Annotated in this window: 20 protein-coding genes and 1 pseudogene; 9 read left to right on the forward strand and 12 right to left on the reverse strand. The window is 59.9% G+C overall.

Translation table 11 applies throughout. The features are described from left to right. Window positions 1-55: 55 nt before the first annotated feature. Entirely contained in the window at window positions 56-2113 is a 2058-nt protein-coding gene (parE, locus tag RGR602_RS09800; protein ID WP_039844940.1) for a DNA topoisomerase IV subunit B, read from the forward strand. A 61-nt stretch (window positions 2114-2174) separates the two neighbouring features. Then, window positions 2175-2561, forward strand: a pseudogene (locus tag RGR602_RS09805) (esterase-like activity of phytase family protein); the annotation flags it as partial. A 19-nt stretch (window positions 2562-2580) separates the two neighbouring features. On the opposite strand, the gene RGR602_RS09810 reads toward RGR602_RS09805, so the two are convergent. Then, window positions 2581-3036, reverse strand: a complete 456-nt coding sequence (locus RGR602_RS09810) for an OsmC family protein (RefSeq protein WP_039844942.1) — start codon at window positions 3034-3036, stop codon at window positions 2581-2583. 233 nt (window positions 3037-3269) lie between these two features. Here RGR602_RS09810 and RGR602_RS09815 point away from each other — a divergent pair, with 233 nt between their 5' ends. Continuing rightward, the gene (locus RGR602_RS09815; protein ID WP_039844943.1) at window positions 3270-4463 is read left to right on the forward strand and encodes an AI-2E family transporter; all 1194 of its coding nucleotides are present in this window, start codon (window positions 3270-3272) and stop codon (window positions 4461-4463) included. On the opposite strand, the gene RGR602_RS09820 is transcribed toward RGR602_RS09815, so the two are convergent. Beyond that, a complete protein-coding gene (locus tag RGR602_RS09820; RefSeq protein ID WP_039844944.1) occupies window positions 4464-4922 on the reverse strand; it encodes a GNAT family N-acetyltransferase in 459 nt (152 codons plus the stop codon). A gap of 120 nt (window positions 4923-5042) precedes the next feature. On the opposite strand from RGR602_RS09820, the gene RGR602_RS09825 reads away from it, so the two are divergent. After that, on the forward strand, window positions 5043-5453 hold the full coding sequence (locus RGR602_RS09825; protein ID WP_039844945.1) for a hypothetical protein: 411 nt from the start codon (window positions 5043-5045) through the stop codon (window positions 5451-5453). A 1-nt stretch (window position 5454) separates the two neighbouring features. Here the strand turns inward: RGR602_RS09825 and RGR602_RS09830 are convergent, their stop codons facing one another. From RGR602_RS09830 to RGR602_RS09840, 3 genes are all read right to left on the reverse strand, one after another. Beyond that, complete coding sequence (locus RGR602_RS09830) at window positions 5455-6594, reverse strand: DUF2336 domain-containing protein (RefSeq protein ID WP_039844946.1); 1140 nt, start codon at window positions 6592-6594, stop codon at window positions 5455-5457. A 92-nt stretch (window positions 6595-6686) separates the two neighbouring features. Further along, window positions 6687-7319: a flavin reductase family protein gene (locus RGR602_RS09835; RefSeq protein WP_039844947.1), complete on the reverse strand. Its 633-nt coding sequence runs from the start codon at window positions 7317-7319 to the stop codon at window positions 6687-6689. Further along, window positions 7319-7903: a nitroreductase family protein gene (locus tag RGR602_RS09840; RefSeq protein ID WP_039844948.1), complete on the reverse strand. Its 585-nt coding sequence runs from the start codon at window positions 7901-7903 to the stop codon at window positions 7319-7321. The genes RGR602_RS09835 and RGR602_RS09840 overlap by 1 nt, the downstream gene beginning before the upstream one ends. A gap of 114 nt (window positions 7904-8017) precedes the next feature. Here RGR602_RS09840 and RGR602_RS09845 point away from each other — a divergent pair, with 114 nt between their 5' ends. After that, window positions 8018-9115, forward strand: a complete 1098-nt coding sequence (locus RGR602_RS09845; RefSeq protein ID WP_039844949.1) for a hypothetical protein — start codon at window positions 8018-8020, stop codon at window positions 9113-9115. A 4-nt stretch (window positions 9116-9119) separates the two neighbouring features. On the opposite strand, the gene RGR602_RS09850 is transcribed toward RGR602_RS09845, so the two are convergent. Continuing rightward, entirely contained in the window at window positions 9120-9947 is an 828-nt protein-coding gene (locus RGR602_RS09850) for a lysophospholipid acyltransferase family protein (RefSeq protein ID WP_039844950.1), read from the reverse strand. A 68-nt stretch (window positions 9948-10015) separates the two neighbouring features. Next, window positions 10016-12019, reverse strand: coding sequence for a threonine--tRNA ligase (gene thrS, locus RGR602_RS09855; protein WP_039844951.1), 2004 nt, complete (start codon window positions 12017-12019; stop codon window positions 10016-10018). Here thrS and RGR602_RS39185 point away from each other — a divergent pair. Beyond that, complete coding sequence (locus RGR602_RS39185) at window positions 12011-12142, forward strand: hypothetical protein (protein ID WP_267285094.1); 132 nt, start codon at window positions 12011-12013, stop codon at window positions 12140-12142. The two genes, thrS and RGR602_RS39185, sit on opposite strands and share 9 nt — an antisense overlap. On the opposite strand, the gene RGR602_RS09860 is transcribed toward RGR602_RS39185, so the two are convergent. The 3 genes from RGR602_RS09860 to RGR602_RS09870 form a co-directional block, all read right to left on the reverse strand. Continuing rightward, a complete protein-coding gene (locus tag RGR602_RS09860; protein WP_039844952.1) occupies window positions 12143-12679 on the reverse strand; it encodes a DUF1697 domain-containing protein in 537 nt (178 codons plus the stop codon). A gap of 10 nt (window positions 12680-12689) precedes the next feature. After that, window positions 12690-13133: a membrane protein insertion efficiency factor YidD gene (gene yidD / locus RGR602_RS09865; RefSeq protein ID WP_039844953.1), complete on the reverse strand. Its 444-nt coding sequence runs from the start codon at window positions 13131-13133 to the stop codon at window positions 12690-12692. 120 nt (window positions 13134-13253) lie between these two features. Then, a complete protein-coding gene (locus RGR602_RS09870; protein ID WP_039844954.1) occupies window positions 13254-13700 on the reverse strand; it encodes an iron-sulfur cluster assembly scaffold protein in 447 nt (148 codons plus the stop codon). A gap of 307 nt (window positions 13701-14007) precedes the next feature. Here RGR602_RS09870 and folE point away from each other — a divergent pair, with 307 nt between their 5' ends. From folE to RGR602_RS09885, 3 genes are all read left to right on the forward strand, one after another. Further along, entirely contained in the window at window positions 14008-14622 is a 615-nt protein-coding gene (folE, locus tag RGR602_RS09875) for a GTP cyclohydrolase I FolE (RefSeq protein ID WP_039844955.1), read from the forward strand. A gap of 23 nt (window positions 14623-14645) precedes the next feature. Beyond that, window positions 14646-15098, forward strand: a complete 453-nt coding sequence (gene hisI / locus RGR602_RS09880; protein WP_039844956.1) for a phosphoribosyl-AMP cyclohydrolase — start codon at window positions 14646-14648, stop codon at window positions 15096-15098. A 116-nt stretch (window positions 15099-15214) separates the two neighbouring features. Beyond that, a complete protein-coding gene (locus RGR602_RS09885; RefSeq protein ID WP_039844957.1) occupies window positions 15215-16186 on the forward strand; it encodes a patatin-like phospholipase family protein in 972 nt (323 codons plus the stop codon). Between the two features lie 16 nt (window positions 16187-16202). On the opposite strand, the gene RGR602_RS09890 is transcribed toward RGR602_RS09885, so the two are convergent. Both RGR602_RS09890 and RGR602_RS09895 read right to left on the reverse strand, forming a co-directional pair. Next, window positions 16203-16637 carry a CBS domain-containing protein gene (locus RGR602_RS09890; protein WP_039844958.1) on the reverse strand — a complete coding sequence of 145 codons (435 nt, stop codon included), beginning with the start codon at window positions 16635-16637 and terminating at the stop codon, window positions 16203-16205. Between the two features lie 103 nt (window positions 16638-16740). After that, entirely contained in the window at window positions 16741-17511 is a 771-nt protein-coding gene (locus RGR602_RS09895) for a rhomboid family intramembrane serine protease (RefSeq protein ID WP_039844959.1), read from the reverse strand. Window positions 17512-17694: the final 183 nt, after the last annotated feature.

Here is a 17694-nt window from a genome sequence, read left to right on the forward strand (position 1 = left end):
TCTTGCCCTAAGCGTACGTGCGGCCCAAAACAGGATTGAAGATCTGAACGACTCCATGGATGACAGCAACGACCTCTTTTCCGGAATGCCCCTGATGCCGAAGCAGGAGGCGGCTGCAAAGCCTGCCGAAAGGCCTGCTGCGGCGGCCCCTGCATTGCGCCCTGCCCCGGCAGCTTCGGGCCCGGACGACTACGGCGCATCCTCCATCCGGGTTCTCGAAGGTTTGGAACCGGTGCGCATGCGCCCCGGCATGTATATCGGCGGCACGGACGAAAAGGCGCTGCACCACCTCTTTGCCGAAGTCATCGACAACTCGATGGACGAAGCGGTTGCCGGTCATGCAAATTTCATCGAGGTGCATCTCGATATCCAGGGCTATCTGACGGTCAGTGATAATGGCCGCGGCATCCCCGTCGAGAACCATCCCCAGGTTCCGGGAAAATCGACGCTCGAAGTCATCATGACCAAGCTCCATGCCGGCGGCAAGTTCGACGGCAAGGCCTACGAGACTTCGGGCGGTCTGCACGGCGTCGGCGTTTCGGTCGTCAACGCGCTGTCGGATTATCTCGAGGTTGAAGTGGCGCGAAACCGCAAGCTCTATCGCCAGCGTTTTTCGCGCGGCATGCCGCAGGGCGGTCTCGAGGAGCTAGGCGATGTGCATAACCGCCGCGGCACCCGCGTGCGCTTCCATCCCGATCCGCAGATTTTCGGCGACCATGCGAAATTCGATGCCGGGCGCGTCTTTCGCATGGCACGCTCGAAAGCCTATCTTTTCGGCGGCGTCGAAATCCGCTGGAGTTGCGATGAAGGCGTGCTCCCGGAAGGCTCGGAAATCCCGGATAGGGCAGTCTTCCACTTCCCCGGCGGCCTGAAAGACTACCTGCAGGCGACGATGGGCAAGGAGTTCACCGTCACCCGCGAAATCTTCGCCGGCAAGACAGAGAAAGCAAGCGGCCACGGCTCGCTCGAATGGGCGATCACCTGGTACGGCGGCGACCAGCAGATCCACTCCTACTGCAACACCATTCCGACGCCAGAGGGCGGCACGCATGAGGCGGGCCTGCGCATCGCGCTGACTAAGGGGCTGAAGGCCTATGCCGACCTGACGCAGAACAAGCGCGCAGCGCAGATCACCACCGACGATGTGATGATTTCGGCCGTCGGCATGCTGTCGGTTTTCATCCGCGAGCCGGAATTCGTCGGCCAGACCAAGGACAGGCTTGCGACCGTCGAGGCGCAGCGGATCGTCGAGAACGCGCTTCGCGATCCCTTCGATCATTACCTGGCGGACAATCCCAACGAGGCCGAAAAGCTGCTCGACTGGGTAATCGAGCGCGCCGAAGAGCGTCTGCGCCGCCGCAAGGAAAAGGAAGTCAACCGCAAGACGGCCGTGCGCAAATTGCGCCTTCCGGGCAAATTAGCCGATTGCGCGCAGAACACTGCTCAGGGCGCCGAACTCTTCATCGTCGAAGGCGACTCGGCAGGCGGTTCCGCCAAGCAGGCGCGCAACCGCGCCAACCAGGCGATCCTGCCTTTGCGCGGCAAGATCCTGAACGTTGCGAGCGCCGGCCGCGAAAAGCTCGGCGCTAACCAGCAGCTTGCGGATCTCGTTCAGGCTCTCGGCTGTGGTACGCGCTCCAAATATCGCGAGGAAGACCTGCGCTACGAGCGCATCGTCGTGATGACCGATGCCGATGTCGACGGCGCCCACATCGCGTCATTGCTGATCACTTTCTTCTATCAGGAGATGCCCGAGCTTGTGCGCGGCGGCCACCTGTTCCTTGCCGTGCCTCCGCTCTACAAGATCACCCAGGGTGCCAAGTCCGCCTATGCGCGCGACGACGCTCACCGGCAGGAGCTGATGGAAACGGAATTCAAGGGCAAGGCGAAGATCGAGATCAGCCGCTTCAAGGGTCTCGGCGAAATGCTGCCGGCGCAACTCAAGGAAACGACCATGGATCCGAGCAAGCGCACGCTGCTGCGCGTGGTGATCGATGAGGTCGATTTCGAAGGAACCCGCACGGCGGTCGACGACCTGATGGGGACGAAGCCGGATGCGCGCTTCCGCTTCATTCAGGAGCGTGCTGCCTTTGCCGAAAATCTCGATATTTGAGCTTCCGCTATTTCACGGAACTGAGGAAGAACCGTAACAACTCCGTCAGATAACCGGTGCACAGGCGGCCAGGAAAGCTGACGGCGGCGACGACAATGGCATGTCGGAGATCATCGCACTCGACGGTCACCGGTTGCTCGCCATCGAGCGCAGCCATGCCCAAGGCGTCGGCAACAACGTGAAGATCTTCATGATCGATCTCGACGGCGCTACAGACATCTCGGCGATCGCCTCGCTTGCGAACACCGATCAGCGTGTGATTCCCGTCCGCAAGAGCCAAGTTCTCGATCTGCGTGCAGCCGGCCTGGTGCCGCACAATATCGAGTCCATGGCGATCGGCAAGGCGAAGGACGGGTGCGACGCGCTGATCCTCGGCTCTGACAACAACTTCTCGACCAGCCAGAAGACGCAGTTCTACGTCTTCGAAATACTGCGCCGTCCGCAATAGCAACCGAGGGATCGTGCAGCTAGTCGAGGCGGACTTCGATCTTGGTCTTTACCGAGTTGGCGAGGAAACAGAGCTCATGGGCCTCGTGATGGAGCTTTTCCTCCATTTCGCGGCTCGGCGCTTCTTCCGCATAGACTACGGCCGGCTTCAGCTCGACGCGGCTGACGAGCATTTTTCCGTCGATCTTCTCCATGATCCCGGTCGCCGTATCGAGATAGCTGTCGACGACAATCCCCTTCTTCGAGGCAAGCCACAGGTAGAACAGCATATGGCAACTGGAGAGCGCCGCGACATAGGCCTCCTCGGGATCGACGTTCTCGGCGATCGAGTACGGAAGCGGCACGTTGTGCGGCGATGCCGAAGCAGGCACCGAAAGGCCGCCATCGAAATTCCACATATGGCCGCGGCCGTACTTGCCGTCCGTGAAACTGCCCCCGCCGCGCTGCCATGATACTTCCGCTGAAAATTTCGTCATCGTCCGAACGGTCCCTATGAATCCTGATGCCCAACGTGCGGCCATTTTCACCGGCTAGCAAGGTTGGGAAGAAAATTCCGTCACATTCCGTACAGAGGTTTAAGATATCCCCTTGCCTTGACGGATTGGCGCACCTCCGATTGGAAGAGGCCGGCCCTTAGACGATCGATATGCTTGCGTCCGGGCTCCCAATGGCGCATATCCGTGATTGAGAAGAAGGAATAAAAAGCGACGTGAGCCTCTCGAACAACAAGAAACTGCCAGGCGAGCCGCGGTGGCTTGGGCCTTCCGCGCCCACACGCACGCCGCTCATTCCATCGATTTCGGCGGCCCGCTGGCTTTTGATCCTCATCGTTGCGGCGGGTGTCTATTTCTTTTACGGCTTCGTCGTTCCGGTTCTGGCCGCACTCGTCATCGGTTTTGCGAGCTGGCCCCTCTATCGCAGACTTCTTGCGCGCGTCGGCGGCAATACGACGATCGCAGCCACGATCGCGATCATCCTCATTGTGACCTTCCTCGTTATCCCGATCGGACTTGCGATCACCTATACGACGGGCGAGGTGCGCGAATGGGTCGCCTGGATCATTCACGCCAACCGGCAGGGCGCGCCCACACCACAGTGGATCCTCGCTTTGCCTTTTGCAGGTCCGTATCTCGACGATCTCTGGACGAAATATATCGGCAGTCCCGGCTCTTTGGGTGAAGTCATCCAGGCTGTCAGCGGCGCCAATATCGGCAATATCTACCGCGCGGTTCTCGCAGCCGGCGGCGCGTCGTTCCACCTGCTCCTGACGCTGCTTTTCATGCTGATCGCACTGTTCTTCGTCTATCGCGACGGCGCGTCCTTCTCGCGTCAGATCGACATGCTTGGCGAACGCATCCTGCCCAATCGCTGGGAGCGAATTTCGCGCGTCGTTCCGGCAACGATCAGTTCCACCGTTATGGGTATGACGCTGATCGCGATCGGTGAAGGCATCGTGCTCGGCGTCGCCTATTGGATCGCCGGCGTCCCCTCGCCTGTGACACTCGGCGTCCTGACGGGCATCATGGCATTGATACCCGGCGGCGCGCCGCTCTCGTTCACCTTGGTTTCGATCTATCTCGTCGCCAGCGGATCGCATGTCGCCGGGGTCGCGCTCTTCATCTGGGGCACGGTCGAACTCTTCATCGTCGACAAGACGCTGCGTCCGAAGCTTGTCGGCGGCCCGATCAAGCTTCCTTTCCTTCCGACTTTCTTCGGCCTCGTCGGCGGCGTGAAGACCATGGGCTTCCTCGGTCTCTTCATCGGCCCAGTCTTGATGGCACTGCTCGTCGCGATCTGGCGCGAATGGATGCACGAAGTGAAGACGAACGATCAGACCGCGCTCGGCCCGGAAGTCATGATCGACGAGCAGGCGCCGCCGGTGCAGCGCGCCGCCGACGGCTGATCATTTCAGCCGCTTCTCCATGAAGAGGCTGAGCGGGTCCGGCAGGTACGAGCCGAAGGGTCCGACGTCGGCATAGCCGTATTTGCGATAAAGACGGACCGCCTCCGGCTGATAGATGCCGGTCTCGAGCCGGATCGCATCGAGACCCCGCGCCCGGGCATGCTCCTCCAGCCGCTCCATCAGGCGGCTTGCGACCTTCAGTCCTCTTGCCTCCGGATCGACGAACATGCGCTTGATCTCAGCCGTACCGTCTCCCGCCTCCAGGAGTGCCGCACAGCCGACGATTTCTCCTGCATTCCGGGCCACGAAGAAGCTTGCAATGGACTTTTCCAGGGTCGAGAGATCGACCAGGTGATTGCTTTCGGCAGGATAAAGCGACTGCGTATATGCATCCGAAAGGTCGAGCAAGCGGATGATTTCCGGCTGGCGCGGCGATTCAAGAGCGACGGTGACGGACATGGCATTCCCCGGTTTTGCGGGGCTGGCGCGGCGCATGACGAAAGGTTAATGCAGCCGCCATCTTTCGGTTGGAATTGCCCCGTCTATGACAGTGGATTTCAATAACCAACAGGTTCGATTATGCAAGCCATCCTCGTCGCCATGACCATTTTCGGGTGCAATGATTCGGTGACGCAATGCAATTATGTCGCAACGGTCGATAACTGGGACACGGTGGCCATGTGCGATGCCGAGTCGGAAAAGCGGCTCAAGTCCTTCGCCGATGCCAACTACCCGACCGTGATCGCCGTTTGCGAAGCACCGAAGCCTGCGATCGCAACGGAACAGCCCAAGGTCGCCGAAGCTCGGCCCGCTCCGGTGCCGCCCGTCCGGGAGACTGGAAAGACAGGTATTCGCGCTTTCGCTCTACGCGTTGCCGATCAGGTTCACACGCACCTGCCAACCGGCGAAGGCGTCAAGCATACGCTGGAGAAGCCGATGCATTTCGTTTCGGATGGCTATTCCTGGGCGGTTCAGCGCTTCAAGAATTAAACTAGGCTGCCGCGAACGCGGTCAGCGATGCGTAGCTGCGGGCCGATTGGCGTTGCTCAGCGATGTGAAGCTTCTCGACCAGATCGAGCAACTCGCTGACGGCGCCATGGATGCCGTCGAGGTGACGGAAGCGTTCGAGCAGCCTGCCGCAAACGTTGGCAAGCATTGTGCCTGCGGTCTTTTTGGAGGCTTCGCGCCAGAGAAGCGTCGCCTCGACGAACACTGTGCTGATCTCGCGGGTGAGCCCGGCCGCCTCGTAGAGGGCGCGTACCGCATGCATGCGGCCGGTGGCGAGGATCGAGCGAACGCGCTTTTCGGTGCAGCCGGTGAGATTGACGATGGCACCGGCGAAGAAATCCACCTTGCCGGCGCAGAGGGCGTGCATGAGAAAGGACGGCGTCAAATGGCCATTAAGACGCAGATGCTCGACGAGATCGGCGATCTCGCGCGGCTGGATATCGCCAACAAGCGACACGACGGCCGCCTGGGTCGCCTCGCGGCTGATGCGCTCCAGACGATTGAGGCCGATTGCGGCCTGCGCCAAGGGCAAGGCGACCAATGCATTGCTGACATGCTGCGTCAGCAGCTGACGGGCATCCACCGGCAGATCGGCGCGATCAAGCAGAAGGTTGCGGATATCGCAACAGTCGCCTAGCCGCGCCGCGATGCGCTTGAGGGATACTGGAGCAATCGCGGCTCCCTCGTTTTCGAGAAGGCAGAGAATATCCTCTTCGTCGCCGACCTCCGCAAGAGCGGCTGAAACAGCACGCGAGATCGATGGGCGTGCGGAAATCAAGATACGGGTGACGCTGCCGCCGCGGACTGCAAGATCGACGAGATCGGCGTCCGAAAGAAGCGGGGAACACGTCACCGCATGGCAGGCGATCTCCGGCTGGTCTTCGGCGAGGGCAAGAATGAGGGCGCGCGGCGCTTCGTCAGACCAAGCGATCGCTTCGACCAGTGCCAGTCGCACGCGCGGCGATGGATCGTCGAGTAGGACGGTCATCGCCATTTCGGCGGCCCTGCGTTCCTCGGGAAGCATTTCGGATTGTAGATAGGCACGGCCGAGCGCGCTTGCGGCGCGAGCCCTGTCTGCGACCTTGGCAGTTTCAACCCAGCGAAGAAAAGCCTCTACGATCACACTACGCCCCAACCTGCGAACGCGATTCCTTCGCGCTCTATCCTTAGAATGAGGCTACTGAGAAATGGTTTACGATTGGTTCATCATATTCTTTAACCCTTGCCGACCGCGATCAGATCGTTCGGCACTTGCGGGCGCAGCAGCTCGAAGACGTCGCTGCCTTCGCTGTAATCCATGTATCCCATGCGTGCGACAGGCCGCGCGATCGACATATCCAGACGCCCCTCGCGGATGATCTGCTCGTCGATATGGATGCCGACGACCTCGCCGAGAACCATGACACTCTCCGAAGGCTCGCCCGAGAGGGTCTTGGGTTCGATCAGTTCGGTCACCTTGCATTCGAGCACCGCGAAAGCCTCACCGACATAGGGCGCATCGACAAGCTCACCCCGCTTCGCCGTCAGGCCCGCCAGCTCGAACTCGTTGATGCCGTAAGGCAGCGCCGCCGATGACAGGTTCATCCGTTCGACAAGGTTGCGGCTGACGAAATTGCAGGTGAAGACCCCGGTTTCCGCCGCATTGCGCTGGCTGTGCTTGCGCCCGCTGGAGGAAAACATCACCAGCTTCGGCCGGTCGGAAACGGCGTTGAAGAAAGAATAGGGGCCGAGGTTCAACGAACCGTCCCTGCCCTTCGTGCCGATCCAGCCGATCGGACGCGGCGCGACGATCGCCTTGAACGGATCGTGCGATAGGCCATGCCTGTTCGTTTCGGTCAGGTAGAACATCAAGCGTCCCCACCAACCCAAGTGACCGTTTCCGATATTTCCGGACGCGGTCGTTCAACTGCCGGAAAATTTGTCGAGCCGATATGGACGAAGCCGGCAACCCGTTCGCCCGGCTGGACGCCAAGCAGCCAATAGGCACGCTCGTCATAGGCGAACCACTCGGTCAGCCAGTTGGCCACCCAGCCATGGGCATTGGCCGCGAAGATAATATTGAGGCAAACGGCGCCTGCCGACATGATCTGTTCCCATTCCGGAATCTTGAAATGCGGCCCGGCTTTGCTGACGACGGCGATGACGACCGGCGCGCGGGTGAAGCGCGCACGCTCGACCTCGATCATGTCCTCGGAAAGATCGGGCTTGGCTTCGAGCGCCAGCTTCAGAAGCTCCTTTCCGATATGGACGCGCTCTTCGCCGCGATAGACGATGAAGCGCCAGGGCGCGAGCTTGCCGTGGTCGGGAACGCGAGATGCCAGACGGAGGATTTCCTCGATCTCCGCCTTTTCCGGTCCCGGTTCGCTCATCTGGAATGCGGGAATGGAGCGGCGCACGGCGAGGTAATCGATCAGCTTGATATCGGATTTCATGCGGGAGAAACTTTCATTTTCATGACAGCGGGATAGATGGGTCTTGAATTTGCCATCGCGTTGGTCTTGAAGTGGCCTCTGTGATTTCAGAAGTCAATCTTGTTCAGGAAACACATGCCCGGCATTTTGCCTTTTGCGCGTATGGCTCTTGCGCTTGTTCTGGCGGCTTGGCTGCCTTTCGGCGCAAGCGCGCAGGACGCGTTCAAGGAATTCAAGCAGCTCGATACGACGGCGAAAATGCCGAAGCTCAATGCTTTCATCGCCCCCGGCAGCGCACCGCAAGGGGCCGCGTTGCACGAAGTCGAGATCGAGGCGAAGCTGACGGCCGACGGCCAGCCGGTGGAAGACGGCCTTTCCTGGTATGTATTCAGCCCGATCGCCGGCGCTGACGGCAAGCTGCCGCTGGTGGCGAGCGCCCGTGGCGGGTCGGCGGCTTTCCAACTGGCGCCGGGCGACTATCTGGTAAACGTGTCCTTCGGCCGCGCAGGTGTTACCCGGAAAGTGAGTGTTCCCGACAGCGGCAAGCTCGACAAGCAGGTGATGGTGCTCGATGCGGGCGGCTTGCTGCTCAACGCTGTGTCCGGCTCCGACGTTCGCATCCGCCCGGATCAGCTGCGCTTCTCCATCTACTCGTCGGAAGTACGCGACGACGGCGAGCGTGGATTGGTCACGGCAGACGTCTCCCCGAACACCGTAGTCAGGCTGAATGCCGGCACCTACCACATCGTTTCTGAATATGGTGACGTCAACGCCGTCATCCGTGCCGATATCCAGGTCGAAGCGGGAGGGCTCACGGAAGCGACCATTCAGCACCGTGCAGCACAGATCACCTTCAAGCTGGTTTCCGAAGCCGGCGGCGAAGCGATCGCTGATACGGCGTGGTCGATCCTGACGGCTGCGGGCGATAGCGTCGGCGAAAGCGTCAGCGCTTTTCCGACGATGGTGCTAGCCGAAGGCGAATATTCCGCCGTCGCGCGCAACAAGGACAAGATCTATCAGCGCGACTTCAAGGTCCAGGCCGGTAAGAATAGCGATGTCGAAGTGCTGATGAAGAACGAGCAGCCGCAGGAACCTGCAAGCGCGGCGACGACGCTGCAGCAGGAACCGCAGCCATCGGCCGCCGGCGAGCCGCAGAGTTCCGCGCAGGCGCCGTTGCCTTCCTATGAACAACTGCTGCCGGGCAGCAGCACGACGGGCGCCGATACCGATTGAATTTTCAGATGCGCTTTCGTTTGATGTCGGAACCCAACGAAAAGACCGCATCGTAAAGTGCTGCCAGCAGGGCCTTGCGGTCGTTCCTCCTCAGCTTTTCGTAAGGCAAGACCGGACCTGCATGCGCTATGATCGTCTTGCCTGACAGCCGGCGGAATTCGCGGATCAACAATGAGAGGCGAAGGGTCAGCGAGAAGCGACTGACGATATGAAAGAGCCGCCCGTTCTGGCCCTCGAAATAGATGGGCAGAACGCTTGCACCGGCCGCCTGGACGAGCTTGGCAGGAAAAATCTTCCAGGGCAAATCTTCGGCGCGGCCGAAACCGTTCTTCGCGGTGGCGACGCCTCCGGCCGGGAAGATGATGACGACAACGCCATCCTTCAGAAGCCGGACCGCCTCCCGCCGCGTCTCCATGTTGAGGCCGACGGCCTCTTTCGTCTCATCGAACGATACCGGAAGCGAATAGGCCGCCATTTCCGGGACCTTGAGCAATTCGTTATGGACGAGAACGCGGAATGACCGTCCAAGCTGTTCGGCAAGCGCCAATACGGCAATGCCGTCTCCGATACCGAACGGATGGTTGGCGACGATGACAAGCGGTCGATCCGCGGTTAGTTGCGGTGGCCAGGCACCATTGATGACGAAGCGGACATCTAGGAGATCAAGGAGTTTGCCGAATACGCCTTCGCGCGTCGGAACGATATCGCGGCGCCAGATATCGTAGAGCTGCACGTGACGATCGCGGCCGGAAAGCCCCTCGATCGAGCGGATCAGCCAGCGCTTGAGACGCGGATCGCTTTCGCTCGCATAAGATAGCTGTTTGAAACGCAAAGCCGTCCGGCCTCAAGTGGAAGACCGGACGGCTATATTTCAAAGCGATGACAGTTGTCTGACAGAAATCAGGCAGCCTTCGCCTTCTTGGCTTCGATCTTGCGGCGGATATCCGGCGGCGTCGCTTCCCAGGCAAGGTTCTCGATTGCCGCCTCGAGCGGCATCGAGGTCTGCTCCGGGCTGCCTAGGCGGCGGATATTAACAGTCCGTTCCTCGGCTTCCTTCCGCCCGCAGACGATGATGACGGGAACTTTCGTAACGGAATGCTCGCGGATCTTGTAGTTGATCTTCTCATTTCGGAAGTCAGTCTCGACGTTGAGTCCCGCCTCGCGCAGCGCTTCGGCAACTTCTGCGCCATAACCGTCCGCTTCCGAGGTGATCGTCGCGACTACGACCTGCAGCGGCGAGACCCAGAGCGGCAAATGACCGGCGAAGTTTTCGATCAGGATGCCGAGGAAGCGTTCCATCGAGCCGCAGATGGCGCGGTGGATCATCACCGGCTGCGTCTTCTCCGAATTACTGTCGATATAGAAGGCCCCGAAGCGCTCCGGCAGGTTGAAGTCCACCTGCGTAGTGCCACACTGCCATTCACGGCCGATCGCGTCCTTCAGCGTATATTCGAACTTCGGGCCGTAGAACGCGCCCTCGCCCGGCAGGATGCCGGTCTTGATGTCGTTCGACTGCTGCTGGATCGTGGTGAGCACGTCCATCATGACGCTCTCGGCGCGATCCCAGAGCTCATCCGAACCGACGCGCTTGTCCGGGCGCGTGGAGAGCTTGATGGTAATCTCGTCGAAGCCGAAGTCCTTGTAGACCGAGAGGATCAGGTCGTTGATCTTCAGGCACTCGGCGGCCATCTGCTCGTCCGTGCAGAAGATGTGCGCGTCGTCCTGCGTGAAGCCGCGCACCCGCATCAGGCCGTGGAGGGCGCCTGACGGCTCGTAACGATGGACCGTACCGAATTCTGCTAGGCGGATCGGCAGTTCGCGATAGGATTTCAGCCCGTGCTTGAAGATCTGCACGTGACCCGGGCAGTTCATCGGCTTCAGTGCGAAGACGCGGTTGTCGGCTTCCTTGTCATCCGGATGCGTCAGCGCATGCGCCGATTTCACCGCGAACATGTTCTCCTGGTACCAGCCCCAATGCCCCGAGGTTTCCCAAAGGGAAGTATCAAGAACCTGCGGCGCGTTGACCTCCTGATAGTCGGCAGCGAGGCGCCGCCGCATATAGGCGACAAGCGCCTGGAAGATACGCCAGCCCTTGCCGTGCCAAAAGACGACGCCCGGGCCTTCTTCCTGGAAGTGAAACAGGTCCATCTCGCGGCCGAGACGGCGATGGTCGCGCTTCTCGGCTTCGGCGAGCATGTGGAGATAGTTGTCGAGTTCGGACTGCTCTGCAAAGGCCGTGCCGTAGATACGGGACAGCATTGGATTGTTGCTATCGCCGCGCCAATAGGCGCCTGCCACCTTCAACAGCTTGAAAGCCGAGCCGATCTGACCGGTCGATGCCATGTGCGGGCCGCGGCAAAGGTCGAACCAGTCGCCCTGATAGTAAATCTTCAGATCCTGGCCTTCCGGGATGGCATCGACGAGTTCGACCTTGTACTGCTCGCCCTTGGCGGCAAACACTTCCTTCGCCTTCTGACGCGACCACACCTGCTTGGTGAAAGGTGCGTTGCGGGCGATGATCTCCTTCATCTTCTTTTCGATCTTCGGCAGATCGTCCAGCGTGAAGGGTTCGTTCTTGGCGAAGTCGTAATAGAAGCCGTTCTCGATGACCGGGCCGATCGTCACCTGTGTACCGGGCCAGAGCTCCTGCACGGCTTCCGCCATGACATGCGCTGCATCATGCCGGATGAGTTCCAGGGCGCGCTCGTCGCTGCGAGTGATGATCTCGATTTTGCCCGCCGTCACGGGATCGGAAAGGTCGCGCACTGTGCCGTCGATCGCAATGGCGACAGCCTTCTTGGCAAGCGACTTGGAGATGGATTCGGCGACGTCGAGGCCGGTCGTGCCGGGCTCGAAATTGCGTTGATTGCCATCGGGGAATGTCAGGGAAACGGATTGGGACATATCGAAATTCTCCTTGTCCAGTCCCGCCAACGAATGCGGGTGGTTGCAATGAAGCGCTTCGTCGGCACGAAGGCGCTGCCGCCTGATATCGAGATTTGGGGTGTGAGTAAAGGCAAGGCCTGATCAGTCGATCATTTCGGCAAGGCCTCGCACCGTGTTCCAATTGCGCAGCGTGCCAACGCCCATACGCTTGGTCGTGAGCGCCGAGAGCAGCTTCCATTCACTGGGTTTGCTGGCGAAATCGATCCAGAGATCGCCATTGGTAATCGCCAAGCGCTGGTTGGCTTCGAGGTACTTCTGAAGCGCGGCTAAGGCGGACTGATCGAGCGGCTCGCGCATCACTCGCACGATCACTTGGCTACCATCGCCATCCGGAAACGGATTTGAATTCGCCAGTCTCAGCCAATCCGCGCCCTTGCGGACGATGATATCGACGGGTTTGCCGAATTTCGTTTTGAAGGCAGCTTCAATCTTCGCTTCGATGTCACTGAGCGGCGCGCTGTCTGCTTCAAAGACGATATTGCCGGTCGAGACCAGCGTGCGCGGGTTGCCGTATCCGAGTGCCGCGGCCATATCGCGAAGATCGGACATCACGACCCTTCGACCAGGCGCGAGCACTATGCTGTGAAGGAGCGCGACGTAGACGGTTTTACGTGGCATGGGTTTGCCGTCAGCCCGCTTTCCGTCCGAGCGCAAAATAGCGCCACGGCGTCCACCAATGGAAGCGCTGCTCCAGCCCTTCAGGCACGGGATCGAGACCACTCGTTCCGCCCGGCCCGCAGCGCCCGACACGAAAGAGCGTCATCCACACGCCGGCCCACAGGCCGTGGCGTGCGATCGCCTCGTAGCCATATTCGGAGCACGTCGGAATATGCCTGCATGAGTTGCCGATAAACCCGGATAAGGTCAGTTGATAAAGCCGGATCAATCCCATGCCGAACAGCCGGTCCGGGGTCTTGCGGAAAGGGCCTGTATAGTTTCGGGAATATCTGGCCACCGGCCCGGAATACCCCCCTCTGTCACTTCGCGATATTTCCGGCGAGATCATCCGGGACACCCTGCGTTTCGGCAGATCTTCGTCGTCGTCCTGCTGAAGTGGGCAAAACTCGCACATGACCTAACCTCCGCGTCTTGAGGAGGCGCCGGCAGTGCCGCACGATCCCGATCTTCCCCTTTCTGGGGAAGATGTCACAAAATGACAGAGGGGGGTGTCACATAGCTGAGCGCTCAATGTTCACGCCTCGGCCATTTCCGCGCGCTTTGCCTCGATCTGCCCAACCGCATCGACGACAGCGTCGAAAGTCAGCATGGTGGACGCGTGGCGAGCCTTGTAATCCTTGACCGGGCGCAGATAACGCATGTCCTCGAAGCGGCCATGCGGACCATCTCCGTCCGCTTTCAGCATGGCGAGCATGTCCTCGCGGGCCTTGCGGAGTTCGCCGGCCGTTGCGCCGATCACGTGCCGGGCCATGATCGAGGAGGATGCCTGGCCGAGCGCGCAGGCTTTGACGTCATGGGCAAACGCGGTGACGGTATCGCCGTCCATCTTCAGCCAGATCCGCACTTTGGAACCGCACAGTTTCGAATGCGCCTGTGCACTTGCATCGGCATCGGCCAGGCTGCCTGTCAACGGAATATTGCCTGCATATTCGAGGATTTTGCTGTTATAGATGTCGTCCATGATGAATTCCGCTCCAGATTGCCGCGGATCGGCTTATTTCGGCGGTCATTGTATCATAAACAAAAAACACACCGTGTCGTGCTAGCATACTTACATGAAGACGCCGTCTTCCTATATGTATGTCGTTCGAAGACCATGAAAATGCAATGGTCCTCGGGTAAGTTTGATTGGGAAACCGTGCCGGACGGGCTATAAGCTGCCCCGAAAGCCCCGGAGCCTGCCAAAGGTGCAACATTCCTGACAAGGGATACCAGTGGCGAGTCCGAAAGACGGTCCAAAAGTTCGTGGACCAGGAGACTTGAGCAGTATGGACGCCATCGTAAAGAATTTTCCGCAGACCAGCCGTGACGCCGAACGCCCCAGCCAGAAGGAGGCCGAAGACGCAATTCGCGTTCTGCTTCGTTGGGCTGGTGACGATCCGTCGCGCGAAGGGCTGATCGATACCCCTACCCGTGTCGCCAAAGCCTATCGCGAACTTTTCGCCGGCTACGAAATGGACCCGGAAGACGTCCTGGGCCGCACCTTCGAGGAGGTCGCCGGCTACGATGATATGGTTCTCGTGAAGGATATTCCCTTCTATTCGCACTGCGAACATCACATGGTGCCGATTATCGGCAAGGCACATGTCGCCTATATGCCTGACGGCAAGGTACTTGGACTTTCCAAGATCGCCCGCGTCGTCGAGATCTATGGCCGCCGCCTTCAGACGCAGGAAACCATGACAGCACAGATCGCCAAGGCGATCGATGATACACTGGCTCCGCGCGGCGTTGCTGTCATGCTCGAAGCCGAACATCTGTGCATGGCGATGCGCGGGGTACAGAAACAGGGTTCCACGACGCTGACGACGACCTTTACCGGAATCTTCAAGGCCGAGCCTGCCGAACAGGCGCGGTTCATGACCATGGTGCGGAGCCGCTGATACGGCTCCATTAAGAGAGCCGAATGATGCCTTTTGCATTCAATGCGCCGTCAGACGACAAATCCGAACTGGAAGATGCCGGCGATTTCACGCCCCGCTTCGATGATCGCGGCCTGATCACCGCGATCGTCACCGACGTGCATGACGGCGAGATCCTGATGGTTGCGCACATGAACGCGCAGGCGCTGGCGCTGACGATCCAGACGGGCAAGGCACATTACTTCAGCCGGTCGCGCGGCAAGCTCTGGATGAAGGGCGAAACCTCCGGCAACATCCAAACGGTGAAGGAAATCCGTACCGACTGCGATCAGGATGCAATCTGGCTTAAAGTAGAGGTCGCGGGCCACGACGCGACGTGCCATACTGGCCGCCGTTCCTGCTTTTACCGCACGGTGACGCTCCAGGACGGGAAACCAATGCTCGATATCGTGGATGACGAACGGCATTTCGACCCGAAAGACGTCTACGGAAAATAGCGCGCCTGTCAGGTACCTGCTCGCTATTGAGACAGATAGCGCTGCTGTATACGATTTGGAAAGGGAACGGGGACACTATAACAAACTGAAATATTTCTGCCTGGAGGAGGCATACCATGCTGAACTGGAGTTTGCATCGTCTGAGCTCTGAAGCAGGCAGTTCAGGTTCCGGTGTCTCGACAGTTCCAGATATGACCGCTCCTCCGACGTCCACCCTTCCCCCTAAAAGAACAAAGATTGCGCTGGCGCTTGGCGGCGGCGCGGCGCGCGGCTGGGCGCATATCGGCGTGCTGCGCGCAATGGACGAGGCCGGCATCGAAGTTGGCATGATCGCGGGAACCTCGATCGGTGCGCTGGTCGGCGGTTGCTATCTTGCCGGCAAGCTGGATGAGCTCGAGGCCTTCGCCCGTTCGCTGACGATGCGCCGCATTGCCAGCCTGCTTGATCTTACCATCGGCGGCAGCGGACTTTTCGGCGGCATGCGCCTGACGAAGCGCATGCAGGAGCATCTCGAAGGTCTGAATGTGGAAGACCTCGACCGCCCCTTTGTCGCCGTGGCTGCAGAGGTGAACACCGGCCACGAGGTCTGGATTTCCAGCGGCTCGCTGATTACGGCGCTGCGTGCATCCTATGCCCTGCCCGGCATCTTCGAGCCAGTTCGCAGCAACAGCCGCACTCTGGTCGACGGCGCACTGGTCAATCCGGTGCCGGTTTCCGTTTGCCGCAGCTACGAACAGCAGCTCGTCGTGGCTGTCAATCTGAACTACGACCTCTTCGGCCGGTCCGCAGTCGTCAAGCACAATGCGACCTTGACGCTTCAGGAGATGCAGAAGCAGGAGGAAGCTCCCTATGCGCGCCTCGGAATGACCGGCGTGATGGTACAAGCCTTCAACATCATCCAGGACAGGATTTCGCGCGCGCGCCTTGCCGGCGATCCGCCGGACATTTCGCTACATCCGCGTCTCAGTGACATCGGCCTGTCGGAATTCCACCGGGCTGGCGAAGCGATAGAGCGCGGATACGAGGAAGCCAGAGCGCGACTTCCCGAACTCCGGCGGATGCAGGAAGCGTTCGCCACCCAGGCGTGATGGTGGGCCGCCCGCCTCAGCCCGCGATATAGGCCTTGATTTCTTCTGTCTCGCGCTCGACTTCAGCGATGCGCGTCTTCACGACGTCGCCGATTGAGACGATGCCGACGAGCTTTCCATTCGTTTCAACCGGCAGATGGCGGAAGCGCCGGCTGGTCATCAATTCCATCAATTCGTTGACGGTCGTGTCTTCGTGGCAGCGGAAGACCCTCGATGTCATCAGCGAGACAACCGGCTGATCGAGGCAATCCTTGCCAAACTTTGCTACGGCATTGACGAGATCGCGTTCGGTGAAGATCCCGGCAATACGGCCTTCCATGCCGACAATGACAACGGCACCGATCTTGCGGCTGCTGAGCACTTTCGCCGCTTCGCCGGCGGTCGTGTTCGCGCCGGCCGTGACGACGTTGCGGCCCTTCAGGTCGAGGATGGCTTTTACGGTGTTGGACATTCGAAACCTCCCATGTCGAAAGTGAAACACTTAACTGAACAGAGGCACCTGCGAAGGGCTGTTCGTCCCAACGCGGATCAATCCGAATGGTGCACTCCAAAGCTCAAGATTGCAATATATCCGGCTCTTGCGAAACCTCGGGCTCGGCAGGAATATTCCGGTCGAAGAACGAGAAAAGGAAGAATCCGAAAACGAAACCACCGATATGTGCGTCCCAGGCGATCGGCTGGTTCGGGTCGCCGATCAGTGGAATGCCGACGGCGATCAGCCCGTTTCCAATCAGCCAGAAGAGCGTGAATACCACCACCGTGCGGCTGCGAAAGGACTCGGCCACCGACAGGCGCGGATTGAGATGTGCCGGACGCGTTACCTTCCGCTCCGGCGGAAACGCAAAACGGCAGGCCGCCCCCATGAGCCCGGAAACGACACCGGAAGCGCCGATGAGCAAGGTTGGATCGCCCCAGTTCAATCCGGCGTGAAGCGCTGCGGAGGCGACCGATGAAAGAATCCAGAAGATAACATAGCGCAAGCTTCCGATGCGGCGCACGACCGGCGCGCCGAAAGCCATCAGCCACAGCCCATTGAAGAGAATATGCTCCACGCTGCCGTGCAGCAGAGAATAGGTCACCGGCGACCAGATCCATTGCAGCCCCTGCTCCGAGAACGGGATCACATAGCGTACCGGAATGAAGCCGAAAGTGATGAAAAGCCAGTCGACTGCGTTTGCGGAGAGGATGAACGACTGGACCGCATAGATCGCGCCGAGCAGACAGAGTGTCGCCAAAAGGATGCCGGGCAGATTGAAAACCGGCGTCCGTTTCTTTTCAATCGGGATTTCCTCAACCGTTTCCGGCTCCGTCCTGTGATCGTCCATATGCGTCCTCGCCGGATTGAGGTCTCAGCCTTACAGGAGCGAAGATCAAAAAAAAAGCCGCCCGGACAAACCGGACGGCTTGCCGAGCGTCCCCCGAGATTGACCCCGCGCCCGATCAGTGAAGTGCTGAACTTCGTTTCCGAAGCGATACCCAACAGTGGCACGGCATGTCACTGGCCGCAA

Origin of the sequence: Rhizobium gallicum bv. gallicum R602sp (genome assembly GCF_000816845.1) — a bacterium.
Classification (GTDB): Bacteria; Pseudomonadota; Alphaproteobacteria; order Rhizobiales; family Rhizobiaceae; genus Rhizobium; species Rhizobium gallicum.

Bases quoted from the DNA above. Each gene is read 5' to 3' on its own strand.
- RGR602_RS09835 (WP_039844947.1), bottom strand. From the start codon at position 7,319: ATGTTCTACCTGACCGAAACGAACAGGCATGGCCTATCGCACGATCCG.
- RGR602_RS09890 (WP_039844958.1), bottom strand. From the start codon at position 16,637: ATGTCCAACACCGTAAAAGCCATCCTCGACCTGAAGGGCCGCAACGTC.
- RGR602_RS09840 (WP_039844948.1), bottom strand. From the start codon at position 7,903: ATGAAATCCGATATCAAGCTGATCGATTACCTCGCCGTGCGCCGCTCC.
- RGR602_RS09885 (WP_039844957.1), top strand. From the start codon at position 15,215: ATGCTGAACTGGAGTTTGCATCGTCTGAGCTCTGAAGCAGGCAGTTCA.
- RGR602_RS09860 (WP_039844952.1), bottom strand. From the start codon at position 12,679: ATGCCACGTAAAACCGTCTACGTCGCGCTCCTTCACAGCATAGTGCTC.
- folE (WP_039844955.1), top strand. From the start codon at position 14,008: ATGGACGCCATCGTAAAGAATTTTCCGCAGACCAGCCGTGACGCCGAA.
- thrS (WP_039844951.1), bottom strand. From the start codon at position 12,019: ATGTCCCAATCCGTTTCCCTGACATTCCCCGATGGCAATCAACGCAAT.
- parE (WP_039844940.1), top strand. From the start codon at position 56: ATGGATGACAGCAACGACCTCTTTTCCGGAATGCCCCTGATGCCGAAG.
- RGR602_RS09810 (WP_039844942.1), bottom strand. From the start codon at position 3,036: ATGACGAAATTTTCAGCGGAAGTATCATGGCAGCGCGGCGGGGGCAGT.
- hisI (WP_039844956.1), top strand. From the start codon at position 14,646: ATGATGCCTTTTGCATTCAATGCGCCGTCAGACGACAAATCCGAACTG.
- yidD (WP_039844953.1), bottom strand. From the start codon at position 13,133: ATGTGCGAGTTTTGCCCACTTCAGCAGGACGACGACGAAGATCTGCCG.
- RGR602_RS09825 (WP_039844945.1), top strand. From the start codon at position 5,043: ATGCAAGCCATCCTCGTCGCCATGACCATTTTCGGGTGCAATGATTCG.
- RGR602_RS09870 (WP_039844954.1), bottom strand. From the start codon at position 13,700: ATGGACGACATCTATAACAGCAAAATCCTCGAATATGCAGGCAATATT.
- RGR602_RS09820 (WP_039844944.1), bottom strand. From the start codon at position 4,922: ATGTCCGTCACCGTCGCTCTTGAATCGCCGCGCCAGCCGGAAATCATC.
- RGR602_RS09845 (WP_039844949.1), top strand. From the start codon at position 8,018: ATGCCCGGCATTTTGCCTTTTGCGCGTATGGCTCTTGCGCTTGTTCTG.
- RGR602_RS09895 (WP_039844959.1), bottom strand. From the start codon at position 17,511: ATGGACGATCACAGGACGGAGCCGGAAACGGTTGAGGAAATCCCGATT.